Source organism: Pseudomonas fortuita (genome assembly GCF_026898135.2).
GTDB lineage: Bacteria > Pseudomonadota > Gammaproteobacteria > Pseudomonadales > Pseudomonadaceae > Aquipseudomonas > Aquipseudomonas fortuita.
The window spans coordinates 3,780,061-3,805,724 of record NZ_CP114035.2 but is presented as its reverse complement, the minus strand read 5'-3'; the positions used below and the strand labels follow the sequence as shown (position 1 = coordinate 3,805,724).

Annotated in this window: 23 protein-coding genes and 1 pseudogene; 14 read left to right on the top strand and 10 right to left on the bottom strand. The window is 63.8% G+C overall.

Annotated features, from left to right (window positions below; all coding sequences use genetic code 11):
* Window positions 1-5 precede the first annotated feature (5 nt).
* Entirely contained in the window at window positions 6-1,058 is a 1,053-nt protein-coding gene (glcE, locus tag OZ911_RS17270) for a glycolate oxidase subunit GlcE (protein ID WP_016487612.1), read from the bottom strand.
* Window positions 1,058-2,557 carry a glycolate oxidase subunit GlcD gene (gene glcD / locus OZ911_RS17265; protein ID WP_016487611.1) on the bottom strand — a complete coding sequence of 500 codons (1,500 nt, stop codon included), beginning with the start codon at window positions 2,555-2,557 and terminating at the stop codon, window positions 1,058-1,060. The genes glcE and glcD overlap by 1 nt, the downstream gene beginning before the upstream one ends.
* 195 nt (window positions 2,558-2,752) lie before the next feature.
* Here glcD and glcC point away from each other — a divergent pair, with 195 nt between their 5' ends.
* The gene (glcC, locus tag OZ911_RS17260) at window positions 2,753-3,517 is read left to right on the top strand and encodes a transcriptional regulator GlcC (protein WP_016487610.1); all 765 of its coding nucleotides are present in this window, start codon (window positions 2,753-2,755) and stop codon (window positions 3,515-3,517) included.
* Window positions 3,518-3,638: 121 nt separating this feature from the next.
* Here the strand turns inward: glcC and OZ911_RS17255 are convergent, their stop codons facing one another.
* From OZ911_RS17255 to OZ911_RS17245, 3 genes and pseudogenes are all read right to left on the bottom strand, one after another.
* Window positions 3,639-3,956, bottom strand: a complete 318-nt coding sequence (locus tag OZ911_RS17255) for a DUF2388 domain-containing protein (protein ID WP_016487609.1) — start codon at window positions 3,954-3,956, stop codon at window positions 3,639-3,641.
* A 215-nt stretch (window positions 3,957-4,171) separates the two neighbouring features.
* Entirely contained in the window at window positions 4,172-4,954 is a 783-nt protein-coding gene (locus OZ911_RS17250) for an NAD(P)-binding domain-containing protein (protein WP_016487608.1), read from the bottom strand.
* Window positions 4,955-4,966: 12 nt separating this feature from the next.
* Window positions 4,967-5,304: pseudogene (locus OZ911_RS17245) on the bottom strand (FAD-dependent oxidoreductase); the annotation flags it as partial.
* A gap of 308 nt (window positions 5,305-5,612) precedes the next feature.
* On the opposite strand from OZ911_RS17245, the gene OZ911_RS17240 reads away from it, so the two are divergent.
* Entirely contained in the window at window positions 5,613-6,239 is a 627-nt protein-coding gene (locus OZ911_RS17240) for a glutathione S-transferase family protein (RefSeq protein ID WP_023048997.1), read from the top strand.
* A 110-nt stretch (window positions 6,240-6,349) separates the two neighbouring features.
* Here OZ911_RS17240 and sfnR read toward each other — a convergent pair whose 3' ends face one another.
* The 3 genes from sfnR to msuE are packed head-to-tail and all read right to left on the bottom strand — an operon-like array spanning window position 6,350 to window position 9,217.
* Complete coding sequence (sfnR, locus tag OZ911_RS17235; RefSeq protein ID WP_023048998.1) at window positions 6,350-7,450, bottom strand: sigma54-dependent transcriptional activator SfnR; 1,101 nt, start codon at window positions 7,448-7,450, stop codon at window positions 6,350-6,352.
* A 9-nt stretch (window positions 7,451-7,459) separates the two neighbouring features.
* A complete protein-coding gene (locus OZ911_RS17230; RefSeq protein ID WP_016487603.1) occupies window positions 7,460-8,647 on the bottom strand; it encodes an acyl-CoA dehydrogenase family protein in 1,188 nt (395 codons plus the stop codon).
* A gap of 9 nt (window positions 8,648-8,656) precedes the next feature.
* Window positions 8,657-9,217: an FMN reductase gene (msuE, locus tag OZ911_RS17225; protein ID WP_016487602.1), complete on the bottom strand. Its 561-nt coding sequence runs from the start codon at window positions 9,215-9,217 to the stop codon at window positions 8,657-8,659.
* A gap of 36 nt (window positions 9,218-9,253) precedes the next feature.
* On the opposite strand from msuE, the gene OZ911_RS17220 reads away from it, so the two are divergent.
* The gene (locus tag OZ911_RS17220; protein WP_139138779.1) at window positions 9,254-9,445 is read left to right on the top strand and encodes a hypothetical protein; all 192 of its coding nucleotides are present in this window, start codon (window positions 9,254-9,256) and stop codon (window positions 9,443-9,445) included.
* A 22-nt stretch (window positions 9,446-9,467) separates the two neighbouring features.
* On the opposite strand, the gene OZ911_RS17215 is transcribed toward OZ911_RS17220, so the two are convergent.
* Entirely contained in the window at window positions 9,468-10,058 is a 591-nt protein-coding gene (locus OZ911_RS17215) for a TetR/AcrR family transcriptional regulator (RefSeq protein WP_016487601.1), read from the bottom strand.
* An 84-nt stretch (window positions 10,059-10,142) separates the two neighbouring features.
* Here OZ911_RS17215 and OZ911_RS17210 point away from each other — a divergent pair, with 84 nt between their 5' ends.
* The 9 genes from OZ911_RS17210 to OZ911_RS17170 all read left to right on the top strand — a co-directional run bounded on the left by OZ911_RS17210 (window position 10,143) and on the right by OZ911_RS17170 (window position 22,199).
* A complete protein-coding gene (locus OZ911_RS17210) occupies window positions 10,143-10,892 on the top strand; it encodes an SDR family NAD(P)-dependent oxidoreductase (protein ID WP_016487600.1) in 750 nt (249 codons plus the stop codon).
* Window positions 10,885-11,640: an SDR family oxidoreductase gene (locus tag OZ911_RS17205; RefSeq protein WP_016487599.1), complete on the top strand. Its 756-nt coding sequence runs from the start codon at window positions 10,885-10,887 to the stop codon at window positions 11,638-11,640. Before OZ911_RS17210 ends, OZ911_RS17205 begins: the two co-directional genes overlap by 8 nt.
* A 195-nt stretch (window positions 11,641-11,835) precedes the next feature.
* Window positions 11,836-13,911, top strand: a complete 2,076-nt coding sequence (locus OZ911_RS17200) for a hydantoinase/oxoprolinase family protein (RefSeq protein ID WP_268968383.1) — start codon at window positions 11,836-11,838, stop codon at window positions 13,909-13,911.
* A 23-nt stretch (window positions 13,912-13,934) separates the two neighbouring features.
* The gene (locus OZ911_RS17195) at window positions 13,935-15,599 is read left to right on the top strand and encodes a hydantoinase B/oxoprolinase family protein (RefSeq protein ID WP_016487598.1); all 1,665 of its coding nucleotides are present in this window, start codon (window positions 13,935-13,937) and stop codon (window positions 15,597-15,599) included.
* 3 nt (window positions 15,600-15,602) lie between these two features.
* Window positions 15,603-16,805, top strand: coding sequence for a pyridoxal phosphate-dependent aminotransferase (locus OZ911_RS17190; RefSeq protein WP_016487597.1), 1,203 nt, complete (start codon window positions 15,603-15,605; stop codon window positions 16,803-16,805).
* 25 nt (window positions 16,806-16,830) lie between these two features.
* Window positions 16,831-17,643 (top strand): NAD-dependent epimerase/dehydratase family protein, encoded by an 813-nt coding sequence (locus tag OZ911_RS17185; protein WP_016487596.1) that lies wholly within the window; start codon window positions 16,831-16,833, stop codon window positions 17,641-17,643.
* Window positions 17,644-17,779: 136 nt separating this feature from the next.
* Complete coding sequence (locus OZ911_RS17180; protein ID WP_016487595.1) at window positions 17,780-18,976, top strand: NAD(P)/FAD-dependent oxidoreductase; 1,197 nt, start codon at window positions 17,780-17,782, stop codon at window positions 18,974-18,976.
* Window positions 18,977-19,001: 25 nt separating this feature from the next.
* Window positions 19,002-20,687: a thiamine pyrophosphate-binding protein gene (locus OZ911_RS17175; RefSeq protein ID WP_016487594.1), complete on the top strand. Its 1,686-nt coding sequence runs from the start codon at window positions 19,002-19,004 to the stop codon at window positions 20,685-20,687.
* Between the two features lie 63 nt (window positions 20,688-20,750).
* Entirely contained in the window at window positions 20,751-22,199 is a 1,449-nt protein-coding gene (locus OZ911_RS17170; RefSeq protein ID WP_268968382.1) for an NAD-dependent succinate-semialdehyde dehydrogenase, read from the top strand.
* A 192-nt stretch (window positions 22,200-22,391) separates the two neighbouring features.
* On the opposite strand, the gene OZ911_RS17165 is transcribed toward OZ911_RS17170, so the two are convergent.
* A complete protein-coding gene (locus OZ911_RS17165; RefSeq protein ID WP_016487592.1) occupies window positions 22,392-23,117 on the bottom strand; it encodes a FadR/GntR family transcriptional regulator in 726 nt (241 codons plus the stop codon).
* 329 nt (window positions 23,118-23,446) lie between these two features.
* Here OZ911_RS17165 and OZ911_RS17160 point away from each other — a divergent pair, with 329 nt between their 5' ends.
* Window positions 23,447-24,595: a branched-chain amino acid ABC transporter substrate-binding protein gene (locus tag OZ911_RS17160; protein ID WP_024717576.1), complete on the top strand. Its 1,149-nt coding sequence runs from the start codon at window positions 23,447-23,449 to the stop codon at window positions 24,593-24,595.
* Window positions 24,596-24,725: 130 nt separating this feature from the next.
* The gene (locus OZ911_RS17155; protein ID WP_016487590.1) at window positions 24,726-25,664 is read left to right on the top strand and encodes a branched-chain amino acid ABC transporter permease; all 939 of its coding nucleotides are present in this window, start codon (window positions 24,726-24,728) and stop codon (window positions 25,662-25,664) included.

Here is a 25,664-nt window from a genome sequence, read left to right as displayed (position 1 = left end):
TGGCCTCACAGGTCCGGGTACAGGCGGCCAGGGTTGAACACCCCCTGGGGGTCGAGTTGCTGCTTGAGGGCACGGTGGTAACGCATCAGTGCGGCGGGCAGGGGTGGGCTGCTGGCTGCCCCGGGGGCGTAGCAGGTGGCGTGGCCGCCCACCTTGGCGACGTGGTCGCGAATCGCCTGCGCCGGTGCACTGGACTTCAGCCAGCGCTGGGCACCCCCCCAGTCGATCAACTGCTGGCCGGGCAGTTGCAGCTCGCCGGTGGCGTTGGGCAGCGACAAACGCCATAGCGGCGCAGGGTCACTGAAGAACGCCAGGCGCTGTTCGCGCAGGTCGCTCCAGAAACCGCTGTCGAGCATTTCGCCGCCCAGCCGCTGGCGGGCCGACTGCACCGAGCCTTCACCGCCTTCCAGGCGCAGGAACAGGGCGTCACCGTCATGGCAGGCCGCGCTGATCGGCAGCGGCTGCTGGCCCCATTCGGCCAGCTCGGCCAGTGCCTGGTGGCAGCCCATCGGCAGGCGCAGGCTCAGGCATTCGCGCGGCCGAGGCAGCACTTTCAAGGAAATTTCAGTCAACAGCCCCAGGCAACCGAAGCTACCCGCCATCAGCCGTGATACATCGTAACCGGCCACATTCTTCATCACCTCGCCACCAAAGCGCAGCAGCTTGCCGTGGCCGGTGATTACCCGCGTGCCGAGCACGTAGTCACGTACCGACCCGGCCCACGGCCGCCTGGGGCCGGACAGGCCCGCCGCGACCATGCCGCCCAGGGTGGCCTCGGGGCCCAGGTGCGGCGGTTCGCAGGGCAGCATCTGGCCGGCCTCGTGCAGGGCCGCTTCGATCTCGCGCAGCGGTGTGCCCGCACGGGCGGTGAGCACCAGTTCGGTGGGGTCGTAGCTGACGATGCCACGGTGGCTGCGGGTGTCGACAACTTCGCCGGCCACCGGGCTGCCGAGCATGGCCTTGCTGTTGCTGCCCTGGATACGTAGTGGCGTGCCGTGGTTCAAGGCCTGGGTGACCTGCTGTAGCAGGGCCTGGCTGATGTCGCGGTCCATGCTCATCAGAAACGCTCCAGGTCAGGGAAGGGCAGTTGCCCGTGGTGCACATGCATGGCGCCGAACTCTGCGCAGCGGTGCAGGGTGGGGATGTTCTTGCCGGGGTTCAGCAGGCCCTGCGGGTCGAAGGCGGCCTTGACCGCGTGGAACAGGGTGATTTCGTCGCTGTTGAACTGGGCGCACATCTGGTTGATTTTTTCGCGGCCTACGCCGTGCTCGCCGGTAATGCTGCCGCCCACCGCCACGCACAGTTCGAGGATCTTGCCGCCGATGGCTTCGGCCCGTTCCAGCTCCCCGGGCAGGTTGGCATCGAACAGGATCAGCGGGTGCATGTTGCCGTCGCCGGCGTGGAACACGTTGGCCACGCGCAGGCCGTATTCGCGGGACAGGTCACTGATGCCCTTGAGTACCCGCGGCAGTTCGCGGCGCGGGATGGTGCCGTCCATGCAGTAGTAGTCCGGGGAAATGCGCCCCACCGCCGGGAAGGCGTTCTTGCGCCCGGCCCAGAAGCGCACGCGTTCGGCCTCATCGCAGGCCAGCCGCACCTCGCGGGCGCCGGCTTGCGTCAGCACCGCGGCCACCCGTTCGCAGTCGTCGTGCACATCGGCCTCCACGCCGTCCAGTTCGCATAACAGGATGGCCGCCGCGTCCACCGGGTAGCCGGCGTGGATGAAGTCTTCGGCGGCGCGGATTGCCAGGTTGTCCATCATCTCCAGGCCGCCTGGAATGATGCCAGCGGCGATGATGTCAGCCACTGCCCGGCCAGCGTCCTCGACGCTGTCGAAACTGGCCAGCAGCACCCGTGCCACCTGAGGCTTGGGCAGCAGTTTCACGGTCACTTCGGTGACAATGCCGAGCATGCCTTCAGAGCCGGTGAACAGTGCCAGCAGGTCGAAGCCGGGGCTGTCCAGGGCATCGCTACCCAAGGTCAGGTGTTCACCTTCGACCGTGAGAATGTCCACCTTCAGCAGGTTATGCACGGTCAGGCCGTATTTGAGGCAGTGCACGCCACCTGCGTTCTCGGCGACGTTGCCACCAATGGAGCAGGCGATTTGCGAGGACGGGTCTGGCGCGTAGTACATACCATGAGGTGCGGCGGCCTGGGAGATGGCCAGGTTGCGTACGCCGGGTTGCACACGGGCGTAGCGGCCCTGTGGGTTGACCTCAAGGATGCGGTTGAAACGTGCCATTACCAGCAGGATCCCCTTGGTCAGCGGCAGGGCACCCCCCGACAGGCCGGTACCGGCGCCACGCGCTACCACCGGTACGCCGCGTTGGTGGCAGAGCTTGAGCAGCGTCTGCACCTGCTCCAGGCGCTCGGGCAGCACCACCAGCAGCGGCACCGTGCGATAGGCCGACAGCCCATCGCATTCGTAGGGTTTCAGGTCTTCTTCGCGGTGCAGGATATCGAGGTCCGGCAGGGCGCTGTGCAGTGCCTGCAGCAGGGCTGCCTGGTCCACGGCGGGTAGCGCGCCATCGACGCGTTCGTCGTACAGGATATTCATCGGCTCACTCGGCAACGGTTTTTGTTGTTGTTGGCAAAGCGGTCACGGTTGCAGCCTGCGCGTGCCAGCGCCTGGGGTCGAGCATGGCGGGCACTGGTCCTACCAGTTTTTCGCCGTGGTACTGGTTATTGGTGGGTTTACCCGGCTAGATTTGGATAGATGGGCTAACTGGTCCTACCAGGAGGAGGGGGCACAATGGTTACTGACGGCAAAGCCAAGGTCGCCGACCAGGTGGCCGAGCGGGTCGAGCGGCTGATCGTCGACGGCGTGTTGAAGGTGGGCCAGGCCCTGCCATCGGAGCGGCGGCTGGTAGAGAAGCTGGGTTGTTCACGCTCGGCCCTGCGTGAAGGGCTACGCATTTTGCGCGGGCGCGGCATCATCGACACCGAGCAGGGACGAGGCTCGTTCGTTGCGGACCTGACGGGGCAGGTGGGTGCCACCCCATTGATGCACCTGTTTAGTTCGCAGCCACGCACGCTGTTCGACTTGCTGGAGGTACGGGCTTTGCTGGAGGCCGAGTCGGCGCGGCTGGCAGCGTTGCGTGCCACCGAGGTCGACCGCTTGCTGATTCGCCGGCGTTATGAAGAAATGCTGGCTGCCCACGAGTCGGCCCAGGCGCTGGACGCCCGTGAGCATGCCCGCCGTGACCATGCCTTCCATCGGGCGATCAGCGAGGCGTCACATAACCCGGTGCTGGTGCATACCCTGCAATCGCTCAGTGATCTGACCTTGAGCACCGTGTTCGCTTCGGTCAACAACCTGTACTGCCGGCCGGCGCAGAAACGCCAGATTGATCGGCAGCATGCGCGGTTGTATCAGGCGGTGATGGAGCAATTGCCGGAGCAGGCGCAGCGGGCTGCGCGTGAGCATATCAACGGCATACGCGACAGTTTGCGGGAGATCGAGCAGGAAGAGCAGCGCCTGGTCAGGGCGACCATGCGCATGGATGGTTGGGGGTGATGCTGCCCGTGCCGGCCCTTTCGCGGGCTTGCCCGCTCCCACAGATACTGCACTGGCTCTAGGCCAGGAGTGGTACCTGTGGAAGCGGGCAAGCCCGCGAAAGGGCCAGCACAGGATTGCCTCAATGATCGGCTATGCGGTCATCTTGGGAAAGAATAGCCCTGGCCAGTTCTTCATCATTGGCCTGTAGCCCTGGGTGGTCCTTGCGCGCCTGTTCCAGCGCCGACTCTACATAGGCGCCACGGATTGCACCGCCGCTGGCGACGAAGGCAGAAAGCTCGTCACGGGCCGGGATGATCCGTTTGTCGTCCTTGAAGGTCGAATACAGCGAAGCGGAAACACCGGCTGAGGTGGCGACGTCGCCCGCATCGACGCGGGCCAGGGCAGCACCGGCAGGCAGCAGGAGCAGCAGCGCAGGGGCGAGGAGTAGGTGGCGCATGTCGAGTTCTCCAATACGTGAAGCACAGGGAAATAAACCACTCAGTGTTTAAGAGGGCCGGGGGGGCGGGTAGTTCCCTTTGCAGGCTGGAGATTGTCGGGGCCGCCGCGCGGCCCCCGAGGCAGGGGCAGGCCAACTGGTTGGTGGTCTTCCCCCGGGCAAAGCACACGAAAACGGCTGGTCCGTTTACCGGGGCTGATACGTTCGATCATCCCTTAGTGCCCGGCCCGCCCTGACCGCGTCAACAGCCCGTCTAGCACCACCTCGCATGCCGCGCCCCAGGTGGCGCTTACCGGCTGATGCATCAGCACCGCGAGGCCATCGGCAGTAAAGGTGCCCGGCGTGGCAATGGCCTCGCCCAAGGCCTTGAGCGTACACGCTGGCTGCTGCCCGGCACTGGCCACGCAGTCTTGCAGGTTGCCCAGCACCAGCGCACGCGCTTCGGTTGCGGGCAGGCCTTTGTCCATCAGCCACTGCTGCAGGTCGTGTAGCAAGAAGTAGAACCAGCCATTCATGCACGCCGCCACGGTGGCCAGCTCGAATTCCGGCTCGCCCTGCAGCACCACCAGTTTGCCCAGTGGCTCCAGGTACTGCGTAGTGAGCGCATCGGGTGGGCACACCACTACCGTGGACTGGTTGTACTGCGCCGCATACGACAGCATCGCACGCACACAGAGGGCACCAGGGAACGCGGTGGACAGTTGCGCAAGGTTGACCCCGGCGGCGAGCGAGACCAGGCGCTGGCCTGAGCGCAGCTGTACGTCATTTGCCAGTTCGGCGAGCGATTGCGGGCGCACGCCAAGGATCACAAGTTCTGCCTGGTCGACCACTGCCTGGTTGCTTGCCAGCACCTGGCAACCATGCTCCTGGGCCAGCACGGCTGCCCGTTGCGCATTGCGCGGTGACAACAGGATGGGGCCTTCGAAACCGCTGCGACGCAGGCCGATGACTGTTTTTTCGGTGAGCTCGCCCACCCCGAGAATGCCAAGGCTATGCATGGTGCCTCCTGATCAGCTTTGCAGGCCGGCGCGGCGCTGGCCCCGGTGCAGGTTGAGGTTGACGCCGGCGCTCAGCAGCGGCTCCGGCGGGTTGCGGTTGGGGCCTGCGGAGCCCAGAAGGACGTCGATCAGCGCGTCGCGTTCGCCGCTCACCCAGTCGGCCAGCAGGGTAACGGTAGCTGTGCCACGGGTGATGGCAAGGCCGTTGCAGCACAGCGCCGCATGCACGTTGGGAGCGAGGGTACCGAAGTGCGACAGGTGGTTGCGCGACAGGCCCATCGAGGCACCCACGTCTATTCAAACGCCATGCCAGACAGCATCGGGAAGCGCCGCTCGAACGAATCGCGATGCTGGCGTCCGGCACGGGCGATGTGGCGTGGGTTGGCGCCGAAACCGCCGCAACCGTTGTCGTGCGCGGGGGTAGAGGTGTTTCTGTACATGGTTTTTATCCGTGTTTTTTTGTCCACTATATGGCATTGGCGGTTGGGCGGGGACTATGACGGGAGGGACGGGGAACGGGATGTTATGGCTGCAGGATTGCCTGCGGACGGATTGACCGCGCCGGGCCGAGCGTGATTTGCTCGGCGCTACGGCTTCTTCGCGGGTGAACCCGTGAATGACTCGACACGATCATTCAAAGGAAACTGAAGGTCCCACCATGCCCGACTACAAGCTGCATTGCTTCGCCGAATCCGGCAACGCCTACAAGGCTGCGCTGATGCTCGAACTCACGGGCCAGGACTGGCAGCCGGTGTTCGTCGACTTCTTCCATGGCCAGACCCGTGAGCAAACCTGGCGCGATGAGGTGAACGAGCAGGGCGAGGTGCCGGTGATGGAGCACGCTGGCAAGCGTTTCACCCAGTCTGCGCTGATTCTGGACTACCTCGCCGAACAGACCGGCCAGTTCGGGCCCCGTGACGATGACGAAAAGCGCGAGATCTGGCGCTGGATGCTGTTCGACAACCACAAGTTCACCAGCTATTACGCCGCGCTGCGCTTTCTGTTCTGCCTGAAGAATACCGGCGAAACGGACGTGACCCGGTTCCTGCGTGAGCGTGCCACGGCGGCTTACCGCATTGTCGACGCGCACCTGGCGAAGACGCCGTTCATGGTTGGCGGCCGGCTGACCATCGCCGACCTGTCGTTGGCGGGGTATGTATTCATGCCGGAAGACACCGGTATTCCATTGGCGGAGTTCACCCATATCGAGGCGTGGAAGGCGCGGATCCAGGCGCTGCCAGGCTGGAAGCACCCGTATGAACTGATGCCGCGCACGGCATCCTGACCCATTCGCGGGCACGCCCGCTCCCACAGGTACTGCATAAGCTTCAAGCTTGCGCTGTCCCTGTGGGAGCGGCTTTAGCCGCGAAAGGGCCGGCTCAGGCATTACAAAACTCAGATCGACAACCGCACCACCCGGTTATCCAGCGCCTGCTGTTCCTGCCCGCGCCGCTTGTTCACCACCAGCTCGCCAATCGCAATCAGTCGCGTGCGGGTGATGTTGCGCGATAACCCCAGCAATTGCGCGGTATGCACCTGATTGTAATGGCAGAACCGATAGGCCGAGCGCAGCAGGGCGTTTTCCACTTTCTCGTACAGGTCGCCCGACTGCTCCTCGTACAGCCGGCTGAACGCCCGCTGTAGCAGGTCCTCCACATCATTGCCTGCCGGCTCCTCTTCTTGTCGCTCGATGCGCAGGTTGGACAAACGCAGGTCCTGTGCCTGTATCGTACCGTCGCCACAGGTCAGCAAGCTGTGGTGAATCACGTTTTCCAGCTCGCGGATATTGCCCGGCCAACTGTATTCCACCAGCTTGGCCTGTGCCTTGGGGCTCAGTTCCACCGGTCCGTAGCCAAGCCGGTCGCTGTAAGTGCGGATGAAGTGCCGGGCCAGCGGCAGGATGTCACCCGGGCGGTCGCGCAACGGGTGCAACTGCAAGGTCACCACGTTCAGCCGGTAGTACAGGTCCTCACGGAAATGCCCGGCGTTGATGGCCTTTTCCAGCTGCACGTTGGTCGCAGCCAGTACCCGCACGTTGATCGGGATGCTCTTGCGCGACCCAAGCCGTACCACCTCGCGCTCCTGCAACACGCGCAGCAGCTTGACCTGGATCGGCAGCGGCAAGTCGCCGATCTCGTCGAGGAACAGCGTGCCGCCGTTGGCCTCCTCGAACCAGCCGGCCTTGGCCGACAGGGCGCCGGTGAAGGCGCCTTTTTCATGGCCGAACAGTTCGGCTTCCACCAGCGATTCGGAGAATGCGCCGCAGTTGACCGCAACGAACGGCCCGTTGCGCCGGCCGCTGAGGTTGTGGATGTGGCGCGCGACCAGCTCCTTGCCCGTGCCGGTTTCGCCAATGATCAGGACGCTGGCCTCGCTGGGGGCGACCTGTTGCAAGTGAGCGAGCAGCGCCTGCGATCTGGGGTCTTCGAAGACCTGTGCGGTCGCCCTGATCGAGGTGGCCAGTGTCGGTGACGGGGGGAGGGTCAGCAGTTGCATGGGCAGTCCTCAGGAGTAGAAGGATGGGGCAGGACGTTTGTCGTTGAGGGCCCACTCGCCGAGTTCGTGGATGCGGTAGTCCACCGGGTCGTGCAGGGTTTGTGTGCGCAGGTTGCGCCAGTGCCGGTCGAAGCGCAGCGAGGCATGGGTGGCACGGGCACCGGTGACTTCGAACAGGCGGTTGCAGATGTCCAGGCCGTGGCGGCTGGCGGCGACCTTGGCGGTGCCGATGGCCAGCGCCAGGTCGCCGCGCTCCTCGGCGGTGAGGGCATGTTCCTTGGCCCAGGCGGCGTCCAGTTGGCGCGCGGCCCGTTCGATCAGCAGGCGCACGCTTTCCAGGCCGACCCAGAACTCGCCGTAATGACGCAGCACGTAAGGGTCTTCGGCACTGCTGGCGGCGCTGGAGCGGAACCACGGCCGGCTTTCCTTCAGCGTGTACTGACGGGCTTCGTCGAAGGCGCCCTCGGCAATGCCGAGGAACAGGTTGGCGAAGTGCAACTGGGCAATCAGCGGCCGTAGGGCGGCAAACGGCGTGCTCAGGGGGCCTGGGTCGAGCAGCAGTTCATTGTGCTCGACCCGCACACGTTCGAATGTGGCGCTGCCACTGTCGGTCTGGCGCTGGCCGATGTTGTTCCAGTCGCGGTGCAGGCTGATGCCGGTGCGGCCGCTGGGAATGGCGGCGATCAGCAGTTTGCCGCCGGCACGCTCGTCCACCGCCGAGGCGATGAGCATTTCTGAGTCGCTGGCGCCGGAGCAGAAGCTTTTCTTGCCAGAGAACTCGCACCAGCCGTCGAAGTGCTTGACCACCGTGCGCGTGTCCAGCGGGTTCAGGGCATTACCCCAGAACCACTGTTTGCGGGCGGTCTGTTCAAACCACGGCTGCCACTGGTCCGGGCGTGAGAACAGGCGAACGGTGGCCAGCATCAGGTGGTGAAAGCCGAATACATGGGCGATGGAGCTGTCGACCCGGGCGAATTCGCGCACCACCGCGAAGGTGTCGTGCCAGTTGGCGCCCTGGCCGCCGAAGGCCTGCGGGATCGCCAGCGACAGCAGGCCGCTGCCACGCAGCGCATCGCGCTCGGCTTTTGGCGTGCCGCCGCGCTCGTCGCGCTCGACGGCGGTCTGGGCAAACTGCCCGGCCAGTTCTCGGGCGATGGCCAACGCCGGGCGCAGGGGGGCATTTACAGGTGCATTCATGGCCGCTCCTCAGGCGCTTTTACGCAATGCGTGGTGGGCGCCGAACAGCGGCACGGCACGCTCGGCGGCCAGGCGGATGCGGGCGGCGAGGGCATCGCTGGACACCCGATAGTCGGCCAGTTCCGCCTGGCTGGCGAAAACGCCGATGGGTAGGGTCAGGGCCTGCAGGAAGCTGAACAGCGGGCGCAGCTGGTGGTCGAGCACCAGTGCATGGCGTTCGCTGCCACCGGTGGCAGCGAGCAGTACCGGGGTGTCGACCAGGGCGTCCTGGCCGATCAGGTCGAACAGGTGCTTGAAGTGGCCGGTGAAACTGCCACGGTACACGGGTGTGGTCACCACCAGCAGGTCGGCCTTTTCCACCAGGCGCAGCTGCTGCTCGACGGTTTCGGGCAGTTCGCTGCGCCACAGGGCACTGCCCAGCGGGCGGGCGATGTCGCCCAGTTCGATCAGGTGCGGCTTGATGTGCAGGTGTTCGGCCAGTTCGGCGAGGATTGCCTCGGTCAGGGCCAGGGTACGCGAAGGGCGGGAAGTACCGCCGGACAGGGCTACGACGTTCAGTGGGGTGCTCATGGGCAGGTCTCCGGTTCTGGTTGAGCGGGACTTTGCTTGAGCAATCGTCGTGCCGAATTAAAAAATCCCTATAAATCAACAAGTCAGCAACTTTTCAAAGGCGAGCTGCTGTTGCCGGACGGGCGTTTCGTGTTGATCGGGTGTTGCGCTGCCAACAGTTGGCCAAGTGTTGGCGGCTGTGCAGTGGCGAGAGTTATAGAGGATTATTTTTCATTAAAAAAAGAATAAGAATTTATATTGTTATTCTATTTTATCGATGTACGGCTGTTTTGCCGGTACCGACGATGCCCTGCACGAAGGTCACCAGTTGCTCCTTGGCGGTCATTACAGTCCCCCATTGCGCCTGCCCGCACAGCAAGCCCAGCACTGCATGGGCAATCGACCGCGCGCGCGGAGTCGTCAGGCCGCACTCGGCGGCGACGATGTCGCTGAGTAGCCCGCTGTATTCAGCTTTCAACTGTTCAACTTGCAACAGTTGCTCCTCGTTCAGATTCATGGCCTCCCGCGTCAGCAACACCAGCTTGTCCGGGTTGGCTTGGCTGTAGGTCACAAAGGCCTGTACAAAACAGGGCAAGCGTTCACTGGTGGCTCGGGCGCCTTTGAGGCATTGTCGGGTTTCATACAGCAGGTCGGTCAGGCTCGACTCGATCAGCTCGAACAGCAGGCCCTGTTTGGTATCGATATGGTGATACAGCGAGCCGGCGCGCAGGCCCAGGTGACTGGCCAGGTCACGCAGGCCGATGGCCTGGTAGCCATGGCTGGCAAACAGCGCGGTGGCCGCATCCAGCAAGCGGTCCCGGGCGTGTGGGGTAGGTACGGGCGAGAGGCTGGAAGCGGGCATGGCAGCACCTGTCGGCGAATTGATGTTTGACCAAATGTAAGACAACAGGCATCTTACGTAAAGACTCAATCGCGGAGGTGTCTTGTGGATAATCAAACGGTGGTGATCGTAGGTGGTGCCTCGGGTCTGGGCCTGGAAACAGCCCGGCTGATGGTCAAGCGTGGCGCTGGCAAAATCGGCCTGATCGACCGCAACGAGCAATTGTTGGTACAAGCTGCAGAAGAGCTGCGCGGGCAGGGTGTGGAGGTGGCAATCGCAGTCGGTGACATTGCCCGCAAGGACACCGCCCACGCAGCCTTCGCACAGATCGTTGAAGGCCTGGGACGGGTGCATTGCCTGGTCAACAGCGCGGCCATCTACCCGCGCCAGGACATCTTCGAGATCACCGACGAAGAGTGGGACCTGGAAAACGCCGTGAACATCAAGGGCACCTACCACATGATGGTCGCGGCGGTGCGCCACATGCAGCAGTACGTGGCAGCCCCGGCGGTGACCGGGCGCATCGTCAACGTCACCTCGGTGGATGCCTTCAAGGCCCACCCGCAAAACGCCCACTATGCGGCGACCAAGGCTGCGGTGGTAAGCCTGACCAAGTCGTTCGCCCAGGCCTGTGCCAAGGACCAGATCCTGGTCAACTCGGTGGCGCCGGCCGGTTTTGCCACCGAGCGCGCCAAGCAGTTGGGCTTCCTTGGCGAACTGGCCGCCGCCAACCCGCTGGGTCGCGCGGCGGAGCCGGCAGAAATCGCCGAGTGGATCGTGATGATGGGCAGTAGCCGCAACAGCTATGCCACGGGTGAAAACGTGATTGTCAGCGGGGGTTACATCTATGCCTGAAGTCGCATTCCCCGAGGGCTACCAGCGCGCGCTGGTGACCGGGGCTACCAGCGGTATCGGCAAGGCCATCGTGCTGGCGCTGCGTGACGCCGGCCTGCAGGTGATTGCCGTGGGGCGCAGCCCGCAGGCGCTGGCGGAGCTTGCTGGCGAGCCAGGTGTGACCACCTTGCAGGCGGATGTGCGCGACTACCGGTCGCTGGCTGCCGCGCTGGAAGGGCAGGCGGTGGATGTGCTGGTCAACAACGCGGGCATTCTGTCTACCCGTGCGGCGTTCCAGGACATCGACGAAGCCGAAATCGACAATATGCTCGACATCAACCTCAAGGCGCCGCTGCACCTGGCGCGCCAGGTGTTGCCGGGCATGGTCGGGCGGGGCAGGGGGCATCTGTTTTTCATCGGCTCCAGTGCCGGCCGCGCGCCGCACCCTGGTGCGGCGGTGTACGGGGCGTCCAAGGCCGGCGTCAGCCTGTTCTGCGATGCCTTGCGCTGTGATCTGCTGGGCAGCGGGGTGCGGGTGACCGAAATTGCCCCGGGCAGGGTGCAGACCCAGCTGTACAAGGCAGCGATGGGCATGCAGGCAGCGGGTAGCGAGCTGTATGACGGCTACGAGTCGATCCAGCCGGAAGACATCGCACAGCTGCTGCTGGCGGCGCTGAAGATGCCCCGGCAGGTGGATGTGTCGCGGCTGGAAGTGTTCCCCACGGCGCAGGCGGTGGGTGGCGGGCGGATGGTCAAGACTGCGGGTTGATCTAGCAGTTGTGTTGCCTGTGCCAGCCTCTTCGCGGCGGTTTGGCGCCTCGCTGAACCGCTCCGGCAGAAGCCGGCATAGGAAGGCGAGATTTGGGAAAATAGGTGCTTGACCACCTGTAAGACAACATATAACTTACATGAAGACCGTTTCAGCCGGTCGAGACAACTACAAAGCACTGCAGGGGATATGACGATGACTGCGACATCATGCCGGGTCGGCGTGGACATAGGCGGGACCTTCACCGATATCGCGCTGGACGTGAACGGCGTGCTGCATTCGACCAAGATCCTGACCGACTATGAGCTGCCCGAACGGGCCATCCTCACTGGCGTGCGCCAGGTGGTGGAGCAGGCAGGCCTGGCGCTGTCGGACATTGATCAGTTGATCCACGGTACCACCCTGGCCACCAACGCCCTGATCGAGCGCCGTGGCGCACGCACAGCCTTCATCACCACCGAAGGCTTCCGCGACACCTTGGAAATGCGCACCGAGAACCGCTTCGAGCAGTACGACATCAACATCGTCCTGCCGCCGCCGCTGATCGACCGCGAACACCGCTACACCCTGCGTGAACGCCTGAATGTCAAAGGCCAAGTGCTGATTGCCCCTGCGCAGGCCGAAATCGATGCCCTGGTCGAGCGCATCGCCGAAGGCAACTACCAGAGCGTCGCCATCGGCTTCATTCACAGCTACGTCAACGGCGCCCACGAGCGCCAGCTGCGCGATGCCCTGCAGGCGCGCCTGCCGCAGCTGTCGATTTCCATCTCCAGTGAAGTCTCGCCGCAGATGCGCGAGTTCGAGCGCTTCAATACCGTGTGCGCCAATGCCTACGTCAAGCCGCTGATCAAATCCTACCTGGACCGCCTGGTGGTTACCCTCAAGCAAGAGGGCGCCGATTGCCCGGTGTTCATGATTCACTCCGGCGGCGGCATCATCTCGGTGCAGAGCGCAGCAGAGTTTCCGGTGCGCCTGGTGGAGTCCGGCCCGGCCGGTGGTGCCATCTTTGCTGCCGACATCGCCCGCCGTTACCAGCTGGAGAACGTGCTGTCGTTCGACATGGGCGGCACCACGGCAAAAATCTGCCTGATCGAAGACCAGGTGCCGAAAACCGCGAAAACCTTCGAAGTTGCACGTACCTACCGCTTCAAGAAGGGCAGCGGCATGCCGATTTCCATCCCGGTGGTGGAAATGGTCGAGATCGGCGCGGGTGGTGGTTCCATCGCCAGCATCGACAGCATGCGCCAAATTCGCGTGGGCCCGCACAGCGCGGCGTCCGAGCCTGGCCCGGCCTGCTATGGCCGTGGCGGCCTGGAGCCGACCATCACCGACGCCAACCTGCTGCTTGGTCGCCTGGATGCCGACAACTTCGCCGGTGGCGCGCTACGCCTGTCCCGAGACAACGCCGCCAACGCCATGGCCCGGGAGATCGGCCAGCCGCTGGGCATGCAGGCCGACACAGCAGCGTTCGGCGTGTGCGAAGTGGTCGACGAGAATATGGCCAACGCCGGCCGTGTGCACGCGGTGGAAAGCGGCAAAGACATCGCCGACTACACCATGATCACCTTTGGTGGTGGAGGCCCGCTACACGCTGCGCGGCTGTGCGAAAAAATGGGCGTGGCGCGTTTCATCGTCCCGGCCGGTGCCGGGGTGGGCTCGGCCATTGGCTTCCTGCGTGCGCCGTTCGGCTATGAGGCCGTACGCAGCGCCTTCGTGCGCCTGTCCGAGTTCGAGGCCGCGCAAGTCAACGGCCTGATCGACGAGATGAAAGCCGAGTCGCTGGGCTTCCTGCGCCAGGGCATGCCGCAAGGCGAGCCGGAAATGGACTGCACCGCATTCATGCGCTATGTCGGCCAGGGCTGGGAAATCCCCGTCGCGCTGCCTTTCAAAGCCTTCAGCGTTGCCGACACGGTAGAGTTCAAGGCGCGCTTCGAAGAAGCCTACACCCGCTTCTTCGGCCGCCCCATCGAAGGACCGGACATCGAGATCGTCAGCTGGTCGGTCCGGGCCAGTTCGCCGCTGCCGCCGGTGGCACGCATCGAAGAAGTGGGCGCTGCCTACCGCGCCCACGAAGTCACGCGGCGCCAGGTGTTCGACGTGGCCGCTGGCGGTTTCGTCGAAGCCGGCATCTACCCACGCGAAGAGCTGCAGGTCGGTGCCCGTGTGGACGGCCCGGCGATCATCGTCGAGCGCGAAACTTCGACCTTCGTCACCTCCAACTTCACCGCCACGGTCCAGCCAGACGGCTGCCTGCTGGTCGTGCGCCGCTAACGCCTGATTCGGAAGCCAGAACCATGAGCGATACTTTGATCGACATTCAAATGCAGGTGATGTGGAACCGCCTGGTCTCGGTGGTCGAAGAGCAGGCGCTGACCCTGATCCGCACCGCGTTTTCCACCAGCGTACGTGAAGCCGGCGACCTGTCTGCGGGGGTGTTCGACCGTGCCGGCAACATGCTGGCCCAGGCAGTCACCGGTACCCCGGGCCACGTCAATACCATGGCCGAGGCGGTGGTGCACTTCATCAACGACATCGGCGAAGACAACATCTTCGAAGGCGATGTGTACGTGACCAACGACCCGTGGAAGGGTACCGGCCACCTGCACGACATCACCATCGTTTCGCCGTCGTTCTACAAAGGCAGGCTGATCGGCTACTTCGCCAGTACCGCCCACGTGGTGGACATCGGTGGCCGCGGTTTTGGCCCCGATGCCCGCGAGGTGTACGAGGAAGGGCTGTTCATCCCGATCATGAAGCTGTTCGAGCGCGGCAAGGTCAACCGCGACCTGATCAACATCCTGCGCAACAACGTGCGCGAGAACGACCGCGTAGTGGGCGACTTCTATGCGCTGTCGGCGTGCAACGAGACCGGTCACAAACGCCTGCTGGACATGCTCGAAGAGTTCAAGCTGGACGACCTGGAACACATCGGTGGCTTCATCCTGGAGCACAGCCGCCGCGCTACCCTTGAATGCTTCAAGTCGTTGCCCCACGGTACCTACACCAACAGCATGACCCTGGATGGCTACGACGTGCCGGTGACCCTGGTGGTGACCCTCACTGTTGGCTCCGACGGCATCAAGAGCGATTTCACCGGCACTTCGGGCATGAGCCAGTTCGGCATCAACGTGCCGCTGGGCTACGCCAAGGCCTATGCTTGCTATGGCCTCAAATGCATCGTCGCGCCGGAAATCCCGAACAACACTGCATCGTTGGCGCCGTTCGAGGTCACTGCGCCGGAAGGCTGCATCCTCAACGCCAAGCACCCGGCGCCGGTGTCGGTGCGCCATGTGCTGGGCCATTTCGTGCCCGACCTGGTGCTTGGCGCACTGCACAAGTGCCTGCCCGGCAAAGTGCCGGCCGAGGGCGCCAGTGCCTTGTGGAACCTGCACCTGAGCGTGCGCCCGCTGGAAAGCAACCCGACTGGCCGGAATGCCGAGATGCTGATGTTCAACAGTGGCGGCATGGGTGCCCGTTCGGCCATGGATGGCCTCAGTGCCACGGCGTTCCCCAGCGGCGTGCACACCATGCCGGTGGAAGCCACCGAGCATGCTGGCCCGGTGGTGGTGTGGCGCAAGGAGCTGCGTGAAGGCTCTGGTGGCGCCGGCCAGTTGCGCGGCGGCCTGGGCCAGGAGATCGAAGTGTCGGCGGCCGAGGGTTACAGCTTCCGCTTCAGTGCCATGTTCGACCGTATCCAGTACGCGGCACGCGGCCTGGAGGGTGGCAAAGCGGGCGCCGAAGGTTTTGTCGGCCTGGACGATGGCAGCCTGCTGCGCGGCAAGGGCCAGCAGTTCGTGCCTGCCGAGCGTCGCCTGGTGCTGCGCCTGCCCGGTGGTGGTGGCTACGGTGACCCGCGCCAGCGCGACCCCAGACAGGTTGAACGCGATGTGCGTGCGGGCTACATCAGCGCCGAACAGGCACGCAACGACTACGGCTTCGACGCCGCCCAGGAGCGCTAGAAAATGGACGTGCAAAGCAGCCGCGTGCGTGCGGTAAAAAGCTCGCCAAGCATGGCGGTGTCGGTACTGGCCAAGCAGATGCTGGCCCAGGGCGAACCGGTCATCAACCTGGCCCTTGGCGAGCCAGACTACAACGTGCCGGCTCACGTTATCGAGGCCGCGTACCAGGCAATGCGCGCGGGCAACAACCACTACACCGGGCCCAATGGCCTTGAAGTGTTGCGCCAGGCCATCGTCGACAAGTTTGCCCGGGAAAACGATCTGGTCTATGGCCTGGACGAAATCTGCGTGGGCAATGGTGCCAAGCAACTGTTGTTCAATGCCTTCCTCGCTACGCTCGAGTCGGGTGACGAGGTAATCACCCCGGCGCCGTACTGGGTGTCTTATACCGACATGGCCCTGCTCAATGGTGGCGTGCCAAAGGTCATCCCGTGCAGCGCGCAGCAGGGCTTCAAGCTCAAGCCCGAACAGCTGGAAGCTGCCATCACCCCACGCACCCGTTGGGTGATGCTCAACTCGCCGAACAACCCGAGCGGTGCGATTTTCACCCAAGAAGAGTTTGCTGCGTTGGGCAAGGTGCTGGAGCGGCACCCGAACGTGCTGATCATCTCTGACGAGATCTACGAGCACATCGTGCTGGGCGATCAGCCGTTCGTGTCCTTCGTCACGGCTTGCCCGCAGTTGCGTGAGCGCACCTTGCTGATCAACGGTGTGTCCAAGGCCTATGCCATGACCGGCTACCGGCTTGGCTACGCCGCCGGGCCAAAAGACCTGGTGGTGGCGATGAACAAGACCCAATCGCAGACCACCACCTGCCCGTCGAGCATTTCGCAGCTGGCGGCCGTGGCGGCGCTGAACGGGCCGCAGAACTTCGTGCGCGAAGCCAACCGCGAGTACCAGGCGCGTGGCGCGCTGGTGGTACAGGGGTTGGCGCAGATCCCGGGCCTGCAATTGCAGATGCCACAGGGCGCGTTTTATGCCTTCCCTGACGTCAGTGCCTTCATTGGCAAGCGCACCCCCGATGGCCAGGTCATTTGTAACGATGCCGACCTTTCGGCCTACCTGCTGCGCGTTGGCAAGGTCGCGACCGTCCCGGGTTCGGCGTTTGGCCTTGAGCCCTACATTCGTCTGTCGTTCGCCACGTCGCGGCAGGAACTGGAACAAGCCCTGGGGCAGTTGCGCGATGCGTTCGCGGCGCTGTCCTGACCCCACCAAGCATTCGAGGTAAGACATGAGCAAGCCTTTCAAACGACTGCTGATCACCGGCGCCGCCGGACGCCTTGGCAGCGTGCTGCGCAAGCACCTGGCCGCCTTCGCCGACGAGCTGCGCCTGACCGACATCGCCGAGATGGGCCACGCTGCGCCGCATGAACAGCTGGTGCGTTGCGACCTGGCCAATTTCAACGATGTGCTGCCGCTGACTGAAGGCGTCGACGCCATCGTGCATGCGGGTGGCGTACCCGTGGAGGACACCTTCGACAAGATCCTCAACGGTAACATCGTTGGCACCTACAACATCTACGAAGCGGCACGGCGCAATGGCGTCAAGCGTGTGGTGTACACCAGCTCCAACCACGCCATCGGTTTCTACGACCGCACCGAAACCATCGACGCAACCGCCGCGCACCGCCCCGACAGCCTGTATGGCGTCAGCAAGTGCTTCGCCGAGGACCTGGGCCGCTATTACTGGGACAAGTTCGCCATCGAGTCGGTCAACCTGCGCATCGGCTCGTCGTTCCCTGAGCCACTGGACCGGCGGATGCTCGCTACCTGGCTGTCGTTCGACGACTTCGCCCAGCTCACCGAGCGCTCGCTGCTGGCGCCGCGGGTCGGGCACATGATCGTCTACGGCATGTCGGCCAACCGCGAAAGCCTGTGGGACAACCGCCTGGCTTCGTCCATCGGTTACGTGCCCAAGGACAGCGCCGACGACTACCGTGACAAGGTGCTGGCCGAGCACCCGCCACTGGATCCGAACGAACCGGCCGCGCGCTACCACGGCGGCAACTTCGCCGGCGCCGGGCACTTCGAAGACCCGAAATAATCGCCTCGTCTGCCACAGGGACAGCGCGGCCCATTGTGGGAGCGGGCTTACCCGCGAAGAGGCCGGTGCGGGTAAAAGAAGCCCGCGTGGCGAGTGTGAATCTTGTATATCGCAACATCAGAAGAGAGCTAATTCCATGGCTTCCACCGCTAAACAACAGAATTACGATGTGGTGATCGTCGGTGGCGCGGTCAACGGCAGCGCCACCGCCTACTTCCTGGCCAACAACCCGGACTTCAACGGTTCGGTACTGGTCATCGAGCGCGACTGGACCTACAACAAGTCGGCCACCGCGCTGTCGAGCAGCTCGATCCGCCAGCAGTTCTCCAACCCGATCAACATCGAAATTTCCAGATTCGGTGCCGAGTTCGTGCGCAGCTTCCCCGAAGTGATGGAGGTAGATGGCGATCGCCCGGACCTGGCCTTCCACGAGAACGGCTACCTGTTTCTGGGTGATGACAAAGGCTACGAAGTGCTGCGCCGCCTGCACGATACCCAGGTATCCCACGGCGCTGACGTGCACTTGCTCGACCCCGAGCAGCTGCAGCGCACATTCCCTTGGGTGAACATCGACAGCCTCGCCGGTGCCAGCTACGGGCGTAGCGGTGAAGGCTGGTTCGACAGCCTGGGCATGCTCAACGGCTTCCGCCGCAAGGCGCGCTCGATGGGCATCGAGTACATCGAGAACGAAGTGGTGAGTGTCCAGCGTGAAGGCGACCGGATTACCGGCGTGCAACTGGCCAGCGGAGAGCGCATCGGCTGCGGCCTGCTGGTCAACTGTGCCGGTACCCGCGGTACCAAGGTGGCGCGCATGGCCGGCCTGGATATCCCGGTCGAGCCGCGCCGCCGCTCGCTGTTCGTGTTCGATTGCCGTACCCCGCTGGAAGGCACCGTGCCCCTGACCATCGACCCGACCGGGGTGTTCTTCCGCCCCGAAGGCAAGTTCTACCTGGGCGGTACCTACCCGAAAAACGACCCGGAAGTGGACTTCGAAGATTTCGATGTGCTGCACGAAGAGTTCGACGAAGAGGTGTGGCCGATCCTCGCTGAGCGGGTGCCGGCGTTCGAAGGCATCAAGGTGGTCAACTTCTGGGCCGGGCACTACGACTTCTGCGTGCTGGACCACAACGCCATCGTTGGCCCGCATAACGAGGTGAACAACTTCCTGTTCTGCAATGGCTTCAGCGGGCATGGGCTGCAGCAGGCACCGGCCATTGGTCGCGGGCTGTCCGAATTGATCACCTATGGCGGCTACCGCTCGCTCGACCTGAGCGCGCTGAGTTACCAGCGGGTGATCGACAACAAGCCGTTCCTGGAAGATTCGGTCATCTGACCGCAGCGCATGAGGGAGAACAACAATGAGCAACTCCGAAGTGAAGCGCAGTGGCGGCCAGGTACTGGTCGATGCCCTGCGGGTGAATGGTGTCGAGCGTGCGTTCTGCGTGCCAGGTGAAAGCTACCTGGCAGTGCTCGATGCGCTACACGATGTGCAGGATGAGATCGACCTGATCGTCTGCCGCCAGGAGGGCGGTGCTGCCTACATGGCCGAGGCCTACGGCAAGCTGACAGGCCAGCCAGGCATCTGCTTCGTCACCCGCGGCCCAGGTGCCACCAACGCCTCGGTGGGCGTGCACACCGCGTTCCAGGACTCCACGCCGATGCTGCTGTTCATCGGCCAGGTGGCCCGTGACCAGATCGAACGCGAAGCCTTCCAGGAAGTGGACTACCGGCGCATGTTCGGCCAGATGGCCAAGTGGGTGGTGCAGATCGACGATGCCGCGCGCATTCCCGAACTGGTCAACCAGGCTTTCCAGCGCGCCATCAGTGGCCGCCCTGGTCCGGTGGTAATCGCGCTGCCAGAAGACATGCTCACCGACCTGGTGCAGGTCGCCGATGCGCGCCCGGCCCAGCGTGTCGAGGCTGCTCCGGCGCCCCAGGCACTGGGCGAGTTGCAGGCGCTGCTGGCAAAGGCCCAGCGGCCACTGGTGATTGCCGGTGGCGGTGGCTGGAATGACCAGGCGGTGGCCGACCTGAAGCGCTTCGTGCAGGCGCAGAACGTGCCACTGGCGGCGTCGTTCCGCTGCCAGGACCTGTTCGACAACACCGACCCGCACTATGCCGGTGACCTGGGCCTGGCTGCCGGCCCGGTGTTGGTCGATGCGGTAAAGCAGTCTGACCTGTTGATTGTGGTGGGTGCCCGCCTGGGTGAGATGACCACGGGCGGATATGCGCTGGTCGACATTCCAACGCCAAAGCAGGCGCTGGTGCATGTACATGCCAGCGCCGAGGAGATCGGCCGCGTTTACCAGCCGACCCTGGGCATCAATGCCGGCCCCGGCAGCTTCCTGGCCCAGGCCGCTGCCTTGCAGGCGGTGCGTCCGGCGGAATTCGCCGACTGGGTCGCCAGCCTGAACAGCGGCTACCGCGGCAACTTCGAAACACCGCGCTCGCCGGGTGATGTGCAGATGAGCGAAGTGATCGCCTGGCTGAACAAGACCCTGCCGGCCGACAGCATCCTCACCTGTGGTGCCGGCAACTACACCGGCTGGGTGCACCGTGGCTACCAGCACCGTGTATTCCGCACGCTGCTCGGGCCTACCAACGGCTCGATGGGCTACGGCGTGCCGGCGGCAGTGGCGGCCAAGCTGACCTACCCGCAGCGCACGGTGGTGGCGTTTGCCGGTGACGGTTGTTTCCTGATGAATGGCCAGGAACTGGCCACTGCGGCGCACTACGACGCACGGGTGATCACCGTGGTGGTCAACAACGGCATGTACGGCACCATCCGCATGCACCAGGAGCGCACCTATCCTGGGCGGGTGTCCGGCACCGAACTGCACAACCCGGACTTTGCCGCCCTGGCGCGCGCCTATGGGCTGCACGGTGAAACCGTTACCCGTACCGAGGACTTCGCTGCCGCTTTCGAGCGTTGCCAAGTATCCGGCAAGCCGGCGCTGATCGAAGTGCAGGTCGACCCCGAAGCCCTGACCCCGCGCATGACCCTCAGCCAGATTCGCGACAAGGCCCTGCAAGCCAAGCGCTGATTCACCTCGGGTGGGGCGCGGTCCGGCCCCACCTTTTTTCATTATCCGAACGAGCCAATCGACATGAAACTTGCCGATCGTGATCTGCTGCGTGAAGTTTGCTATATCGATGGAAAATGGCTGGCGGCTGACAGCGGCCAGCGCATTGCCGTGACCAACCCGGCCACCGGCCAAGTGCTGGGCCACGTGCCGCGGATGGGGGCAGAAGAAACCCGCCGTGCCATCGCGGCTGCCGAGTGCGCCTTGCCAGCGTGGCGGGCGCTGACTGCCAAGGAGCGTGCCGCCCCGCTGCAGGCCTGGTTCCGCGAAATCCTCGCTCATCAGGAAGACCTGGCGCGCATCATGACCGCCGAGCAGGGCAAGCCCCTGGCCGAATCCCGTGGCGAGATTGCCTTTGCCGCCGCTTATGTGGAGTTCTATGCCGAGGAAGGCAAACGCATCTATGGCGATGTGATTCCTTCGCCGAACGCTGATCGGCGCTTGATCGTGACCAAGGAACCGATTGGTGTGTGTGCGGCGATTACACCTTGGAACTTCCCGGCGGCGATGATCACCCGCAAGGCGGCGCCGGCTTTGGCGGCGGGCTGCACGTTGGTGCTCAAGCCCGCTTCGCAAACCCCGTTCAGCGCGCTGGCACTGTGCGTGCTGGCCGAGCGTGCCGGTATCCCGGTGGGTGTGCTTAGCGTGGTGACCGGCGATTCGGCGGCCATTGGCGGCGAGCTGACGGCCAGCCCGGTGGTGCGCAAGTTGTCGTTCACCGGCTCGACCCCCATCGGCATCCAGTTGCTGCGGCAGTCGGCGGCAACGGTGAAGAAGGTGACCATGGAGCTGGGCGGCAACGCTCCGTTCATCGTGTTCGACGATGCCGACCTGGAAAAAGCGGTGGAAGGCGCGCTGATCGCCAAGTTCCGCAACAGCGGGCAGACCTGCGTGTGCGCCAACCGCTTCTATATCCAGGACGGCATCTACGAGCGCTTCGTGGCGCGCTTTGCCGAGCGCGTGGGTGAGCTGGTCGTCGGGCAGGGCGATGCACCAGGTACACAGGTCGGCCCGATGATCGACGGGCGTGCGGCCAATGGTGTCGAACGGCTGGTCGGCGAAGCTGTGGAGGCCGGTGCGCGGGTGGTGGCGGGAGGGCGTCGGCACGCCATGGGCGAGGCCTTCTTCGAGCCGACCTTGCTGGCGGATGTGACGCCGGACATGCGCGTGGCGCGCGAGGAAATTTTCGGGCCGGTGGCGCCGATCTTCCGCTTCGGCAGTGAGGAGGAAGTGATTGCCCAGGCCAACGACACCGAGTTCGGCCTGGCCTGCTACCTGTATGCCCGGGATGTCGGGCGCATCTGGCGGGTGACGGAAGCGCTGGAGTACGGCATGGTCGGGGTCAACGTCGGCGTGGTGGCGACTGAAGTGGCGCCGTTTGGCGGGGTGAAGGCCTCGGGGTTGGGCAGGGAGGGGTCACGCTACGGGATCGAGGATTACCTGGAACTCAAGTATGTGTGCCTTGGGCTTTAAGGCATTCCTGAGGCTCTGAGGTTGCCTGTACCGGCCTCTTTGCGGGCAAACCCGCTCCCACAGGTACTGCACAGCTCTCAAGATCTGCATGGCACCTGTGGAAATTTCCCATAGGTACGGCGCATGATTTGAAGGCCGTGCGGTCACTGTGGGAGCGGGTTTACCCGCGAAGAGGCCGACACAGGGTTACGATCAGGCCTTGCTGTCGAGCAGCCGCTGGTAGCGCGACAGGCTTTCTTCCAGGTGCTTGCGCAGCGCCGTACGTGCGCTGGCCACATCGCCCATGCTGATCGCTGACAGGATTGCCCCGTGCTCGCGGGCAATTTTCTTGATGTGTGCCTGGCGGTTCTTGCCGGTTACTTGGCCATGTTTGAGGTTCAGGTCAAGGATGATGTCCGGCCCCAGCGCTTCCAGCAATTGCGTGAAATGCGGGTTGTTGGTGGCCCGTGCAATCGCCAGGTGGAATTCGAAGTCGGCCTTGGCTTCCTCTTCCTGCGTGGCACCGTCCAGCGAGTTGAAGCGGTCGAACGCCTCGGTGATCGCCGCCATGCTGGCCGGGCTGCGGCGCTCGGCGGCGCGGGCCACCGATTCCGCCTCGATCCCCAGGCGCAATTCAAGGATCTGCGCCGCAGCGCGTACGTCATCGACCACGCTGTCGATGGCAAAGCCGATGCGTTTCACATCCTGCTCGACCACGAATACGCCCACACCTTGACGGGCAACCAGGCGCCCGCCCAGGCGCAGCGAGGCCACCGCTTCGCGGATGACCGGGCGGCTGACGTTGAACTCTTTGCACAGCGCTTGTTCGGACGGCAGCTTGTCGCCCGGGCCGTAGGTGCCAGTGTCGATCCGGCTGGAAAGCTCCTGGATCACGATTTCCGCCAGATTGGCGCGACGCGTGCCTAACGACGCATTCATAGAAGGGTTGCTCCTGAAACTGATTGGCTCATCACGGTTGATTCTCCGGCAGGTTGCGCGCAGCCCTCATGCCCCTTGCGGCGGGATCCGTAGCCAACCAGCGGTGATGTTGTCGGCATATGTTATCAAACATCTTACTAGCTCGTCTGATGCCCCACTTCTTGACCACGCAGATCTCGTCGCCGTGAAAATTATTTTACCTGCTCGCGTAGCATACACCCATTGACAGTTGCCTGCTGACTGTTATCTTACAAGTGCGATGGCGTTCCGGCCATTTCGCATGCGGTAAGCGATGTCGAGGTTCGTCCAATCACTACTGGGAGCTGAGCATGAATAACAACAAGGGAGGGCGTACAGCCCTCGCGACCGCGGTAACATTGCTGATGGCCATGGGGACGGCAAACGCAGCAGACAGTGAAGTTGTCAGGATCGGCTTCGCCGGCCCCCTGACCGGCCCTTCGGCGCACCAGGGACAGGACGTCGAGCATGGCATTCAGATTGCCGTAGAAGAGGCCAACCAGCAGCAACTGAAAATCGGTGACAAGGTGGCCCAGTTCAAACTGGTCTCCGAGGACGATGTCGCCGACCCACGCACGGGCACGGCGGTGGCGCAACGCCTGGTGGACTCGAAAGTGGCGGTGGTGATCGGCCACTACAACTCCGGCACCAGCATCCCGGCTTCGAAGATCTACGCCGCCGCCGGCATCCCGCAGATCTCGCCCTCGGCCACCAACCCCACCTTGACCCAGCAGGGCATCCCTTCGGTGTTTCGCACGGTCAACGACGACGCCACCCTGGGCCGCTACGCCGGCAACTACCTGGTCAGCCAGCTCAAGGCCCAGCGCATCGCCATCTTCGATGACCGCACCGCCTATGGCCAAGGCCTGGCCGACGAGGTGACCAGGGCGGTCAAGGCGGCTGGCGGCAATGTGGTGGTGCGTGAGTACACCAACGACAAGTCCACCGATTTCAACGCCATCCTCACCACTGCCAAGGCGCAAAAGGCCGACGCGGTGTTCTTCGCGGCACTCGACTACCAGGCCGCACCCATGGCCAAGCAGATGAAAAACCTGGGCCTGAAGGCGCGCTTCATGAACATCGGCAACCTGCCCAATGACTCGTTCAAGCAGATGGCTGGCAGCGCCGCCGAAGGTACCTATGCCTGGAACTATGGCACGCCGCTGCTGGACATGCCCAAAGGGGCAGCCTTCGAACAGAAGCTCAAGGACAAGTTCGGCGTGGGTGTGGTGCAGTCGTCGCCCGCTGCGTATGACGCCACCTGGGCCGCGATCAACGCCATGGTCAAGGCCGGCTCCGACGACCCCAAAGTGTATCTGCCAGTGCTCAAGAGCCAGAGCTATGACGGCGTCACCGGCACCATCGCCTTCGATGACAAGGGCAACCTGAAGAACCCGGCTGCCACCGTGTTCCAGTTCGCCGAAGGTGGCTGGAAAACCTTGTCGGTCGAGCGCGACTGAGTTTCACCCCATAACAAGCGGGCGCACGCCTGCGACATAACAAGAAGACTTTTCCCACCTGCCAGGCCAGTCGGCGTGTGGCGCTGAGCCGCCGCGCGCCGACGACAACGCAGTTTCGAGGATTCAGCGCGTGGACGGTAATTTCGATATCTTGTTGCAACAGGTCCTTAACGGCCTGGTGCTGGGCAGCATCTATGCCCTGGTAGCCTTGGGCTACACCATGGTCTACGGCATCATCGGCCTGATCAACTTCGCCCACGGCGAGGTGGTGATGATCGGCGCCATGGTCACCATTTCGGTACTGACAATGCTCGCTGGCGCCGGCTTTGCCCCTGGCGTCATCACGTTGCTGCTGGCAATCATGGCTGCTGCGGTGGTGTGCATGCTGCTGGCCCAGGGCATGGAAAAGTACGCCTATCGGCCCTTGCGCAAAGCCCCGCGGCTGACCCCGCTGATCCTTGCCATCGGCATCTCCATCGCCTTGCAGAACCTGGCGATGATGATCTGGGGGCGCGGCTACAAGACCTTCCCTGAAGTGGTAGAGACGCGGCCCGTGGACGTGTTCGGCGCCACTGTCACCAACGTGCAGCTCTCGATCATGCTGGTTGCCGTGGTGATCATGCTTGGCTTGTGGCTATTGGTGGACAAGACTCGCCTGGGCAAAGCCATGCGCGCCACCGCGCAGAATCAGGAAGTGGCCGGGCTGATGGGCATCAACATCAATCGGGTGATCAGCGCCACCTTCCTGATTGGCGCCAGCCTGGGTGCCATCGCCGGGGTAATGCGCGCCATCAACTACGGCCAGGCCGATGCCTACATGGGCCTGCTGCTGGGCCTGAAAGCATTCTCCGCAGCGGTGCTTGGTGGTATCGGCAACCTGTTCGGGGCCATGGCCGGTGGCCTGTTGCTGGGGCTGATCGAATCGCTGGCGGCAGGCTACACCGGGCAGTTGACGGGCGGCTTCCTGGGGGCCAACTACCAGGACATCTTCGCCTTTGCGGTGCTGATCCTGGTGTTGCTGTTCCGGCCCAATGGGCTGCTTGGCGAACGCCAGGCTGACCGGGCGTGA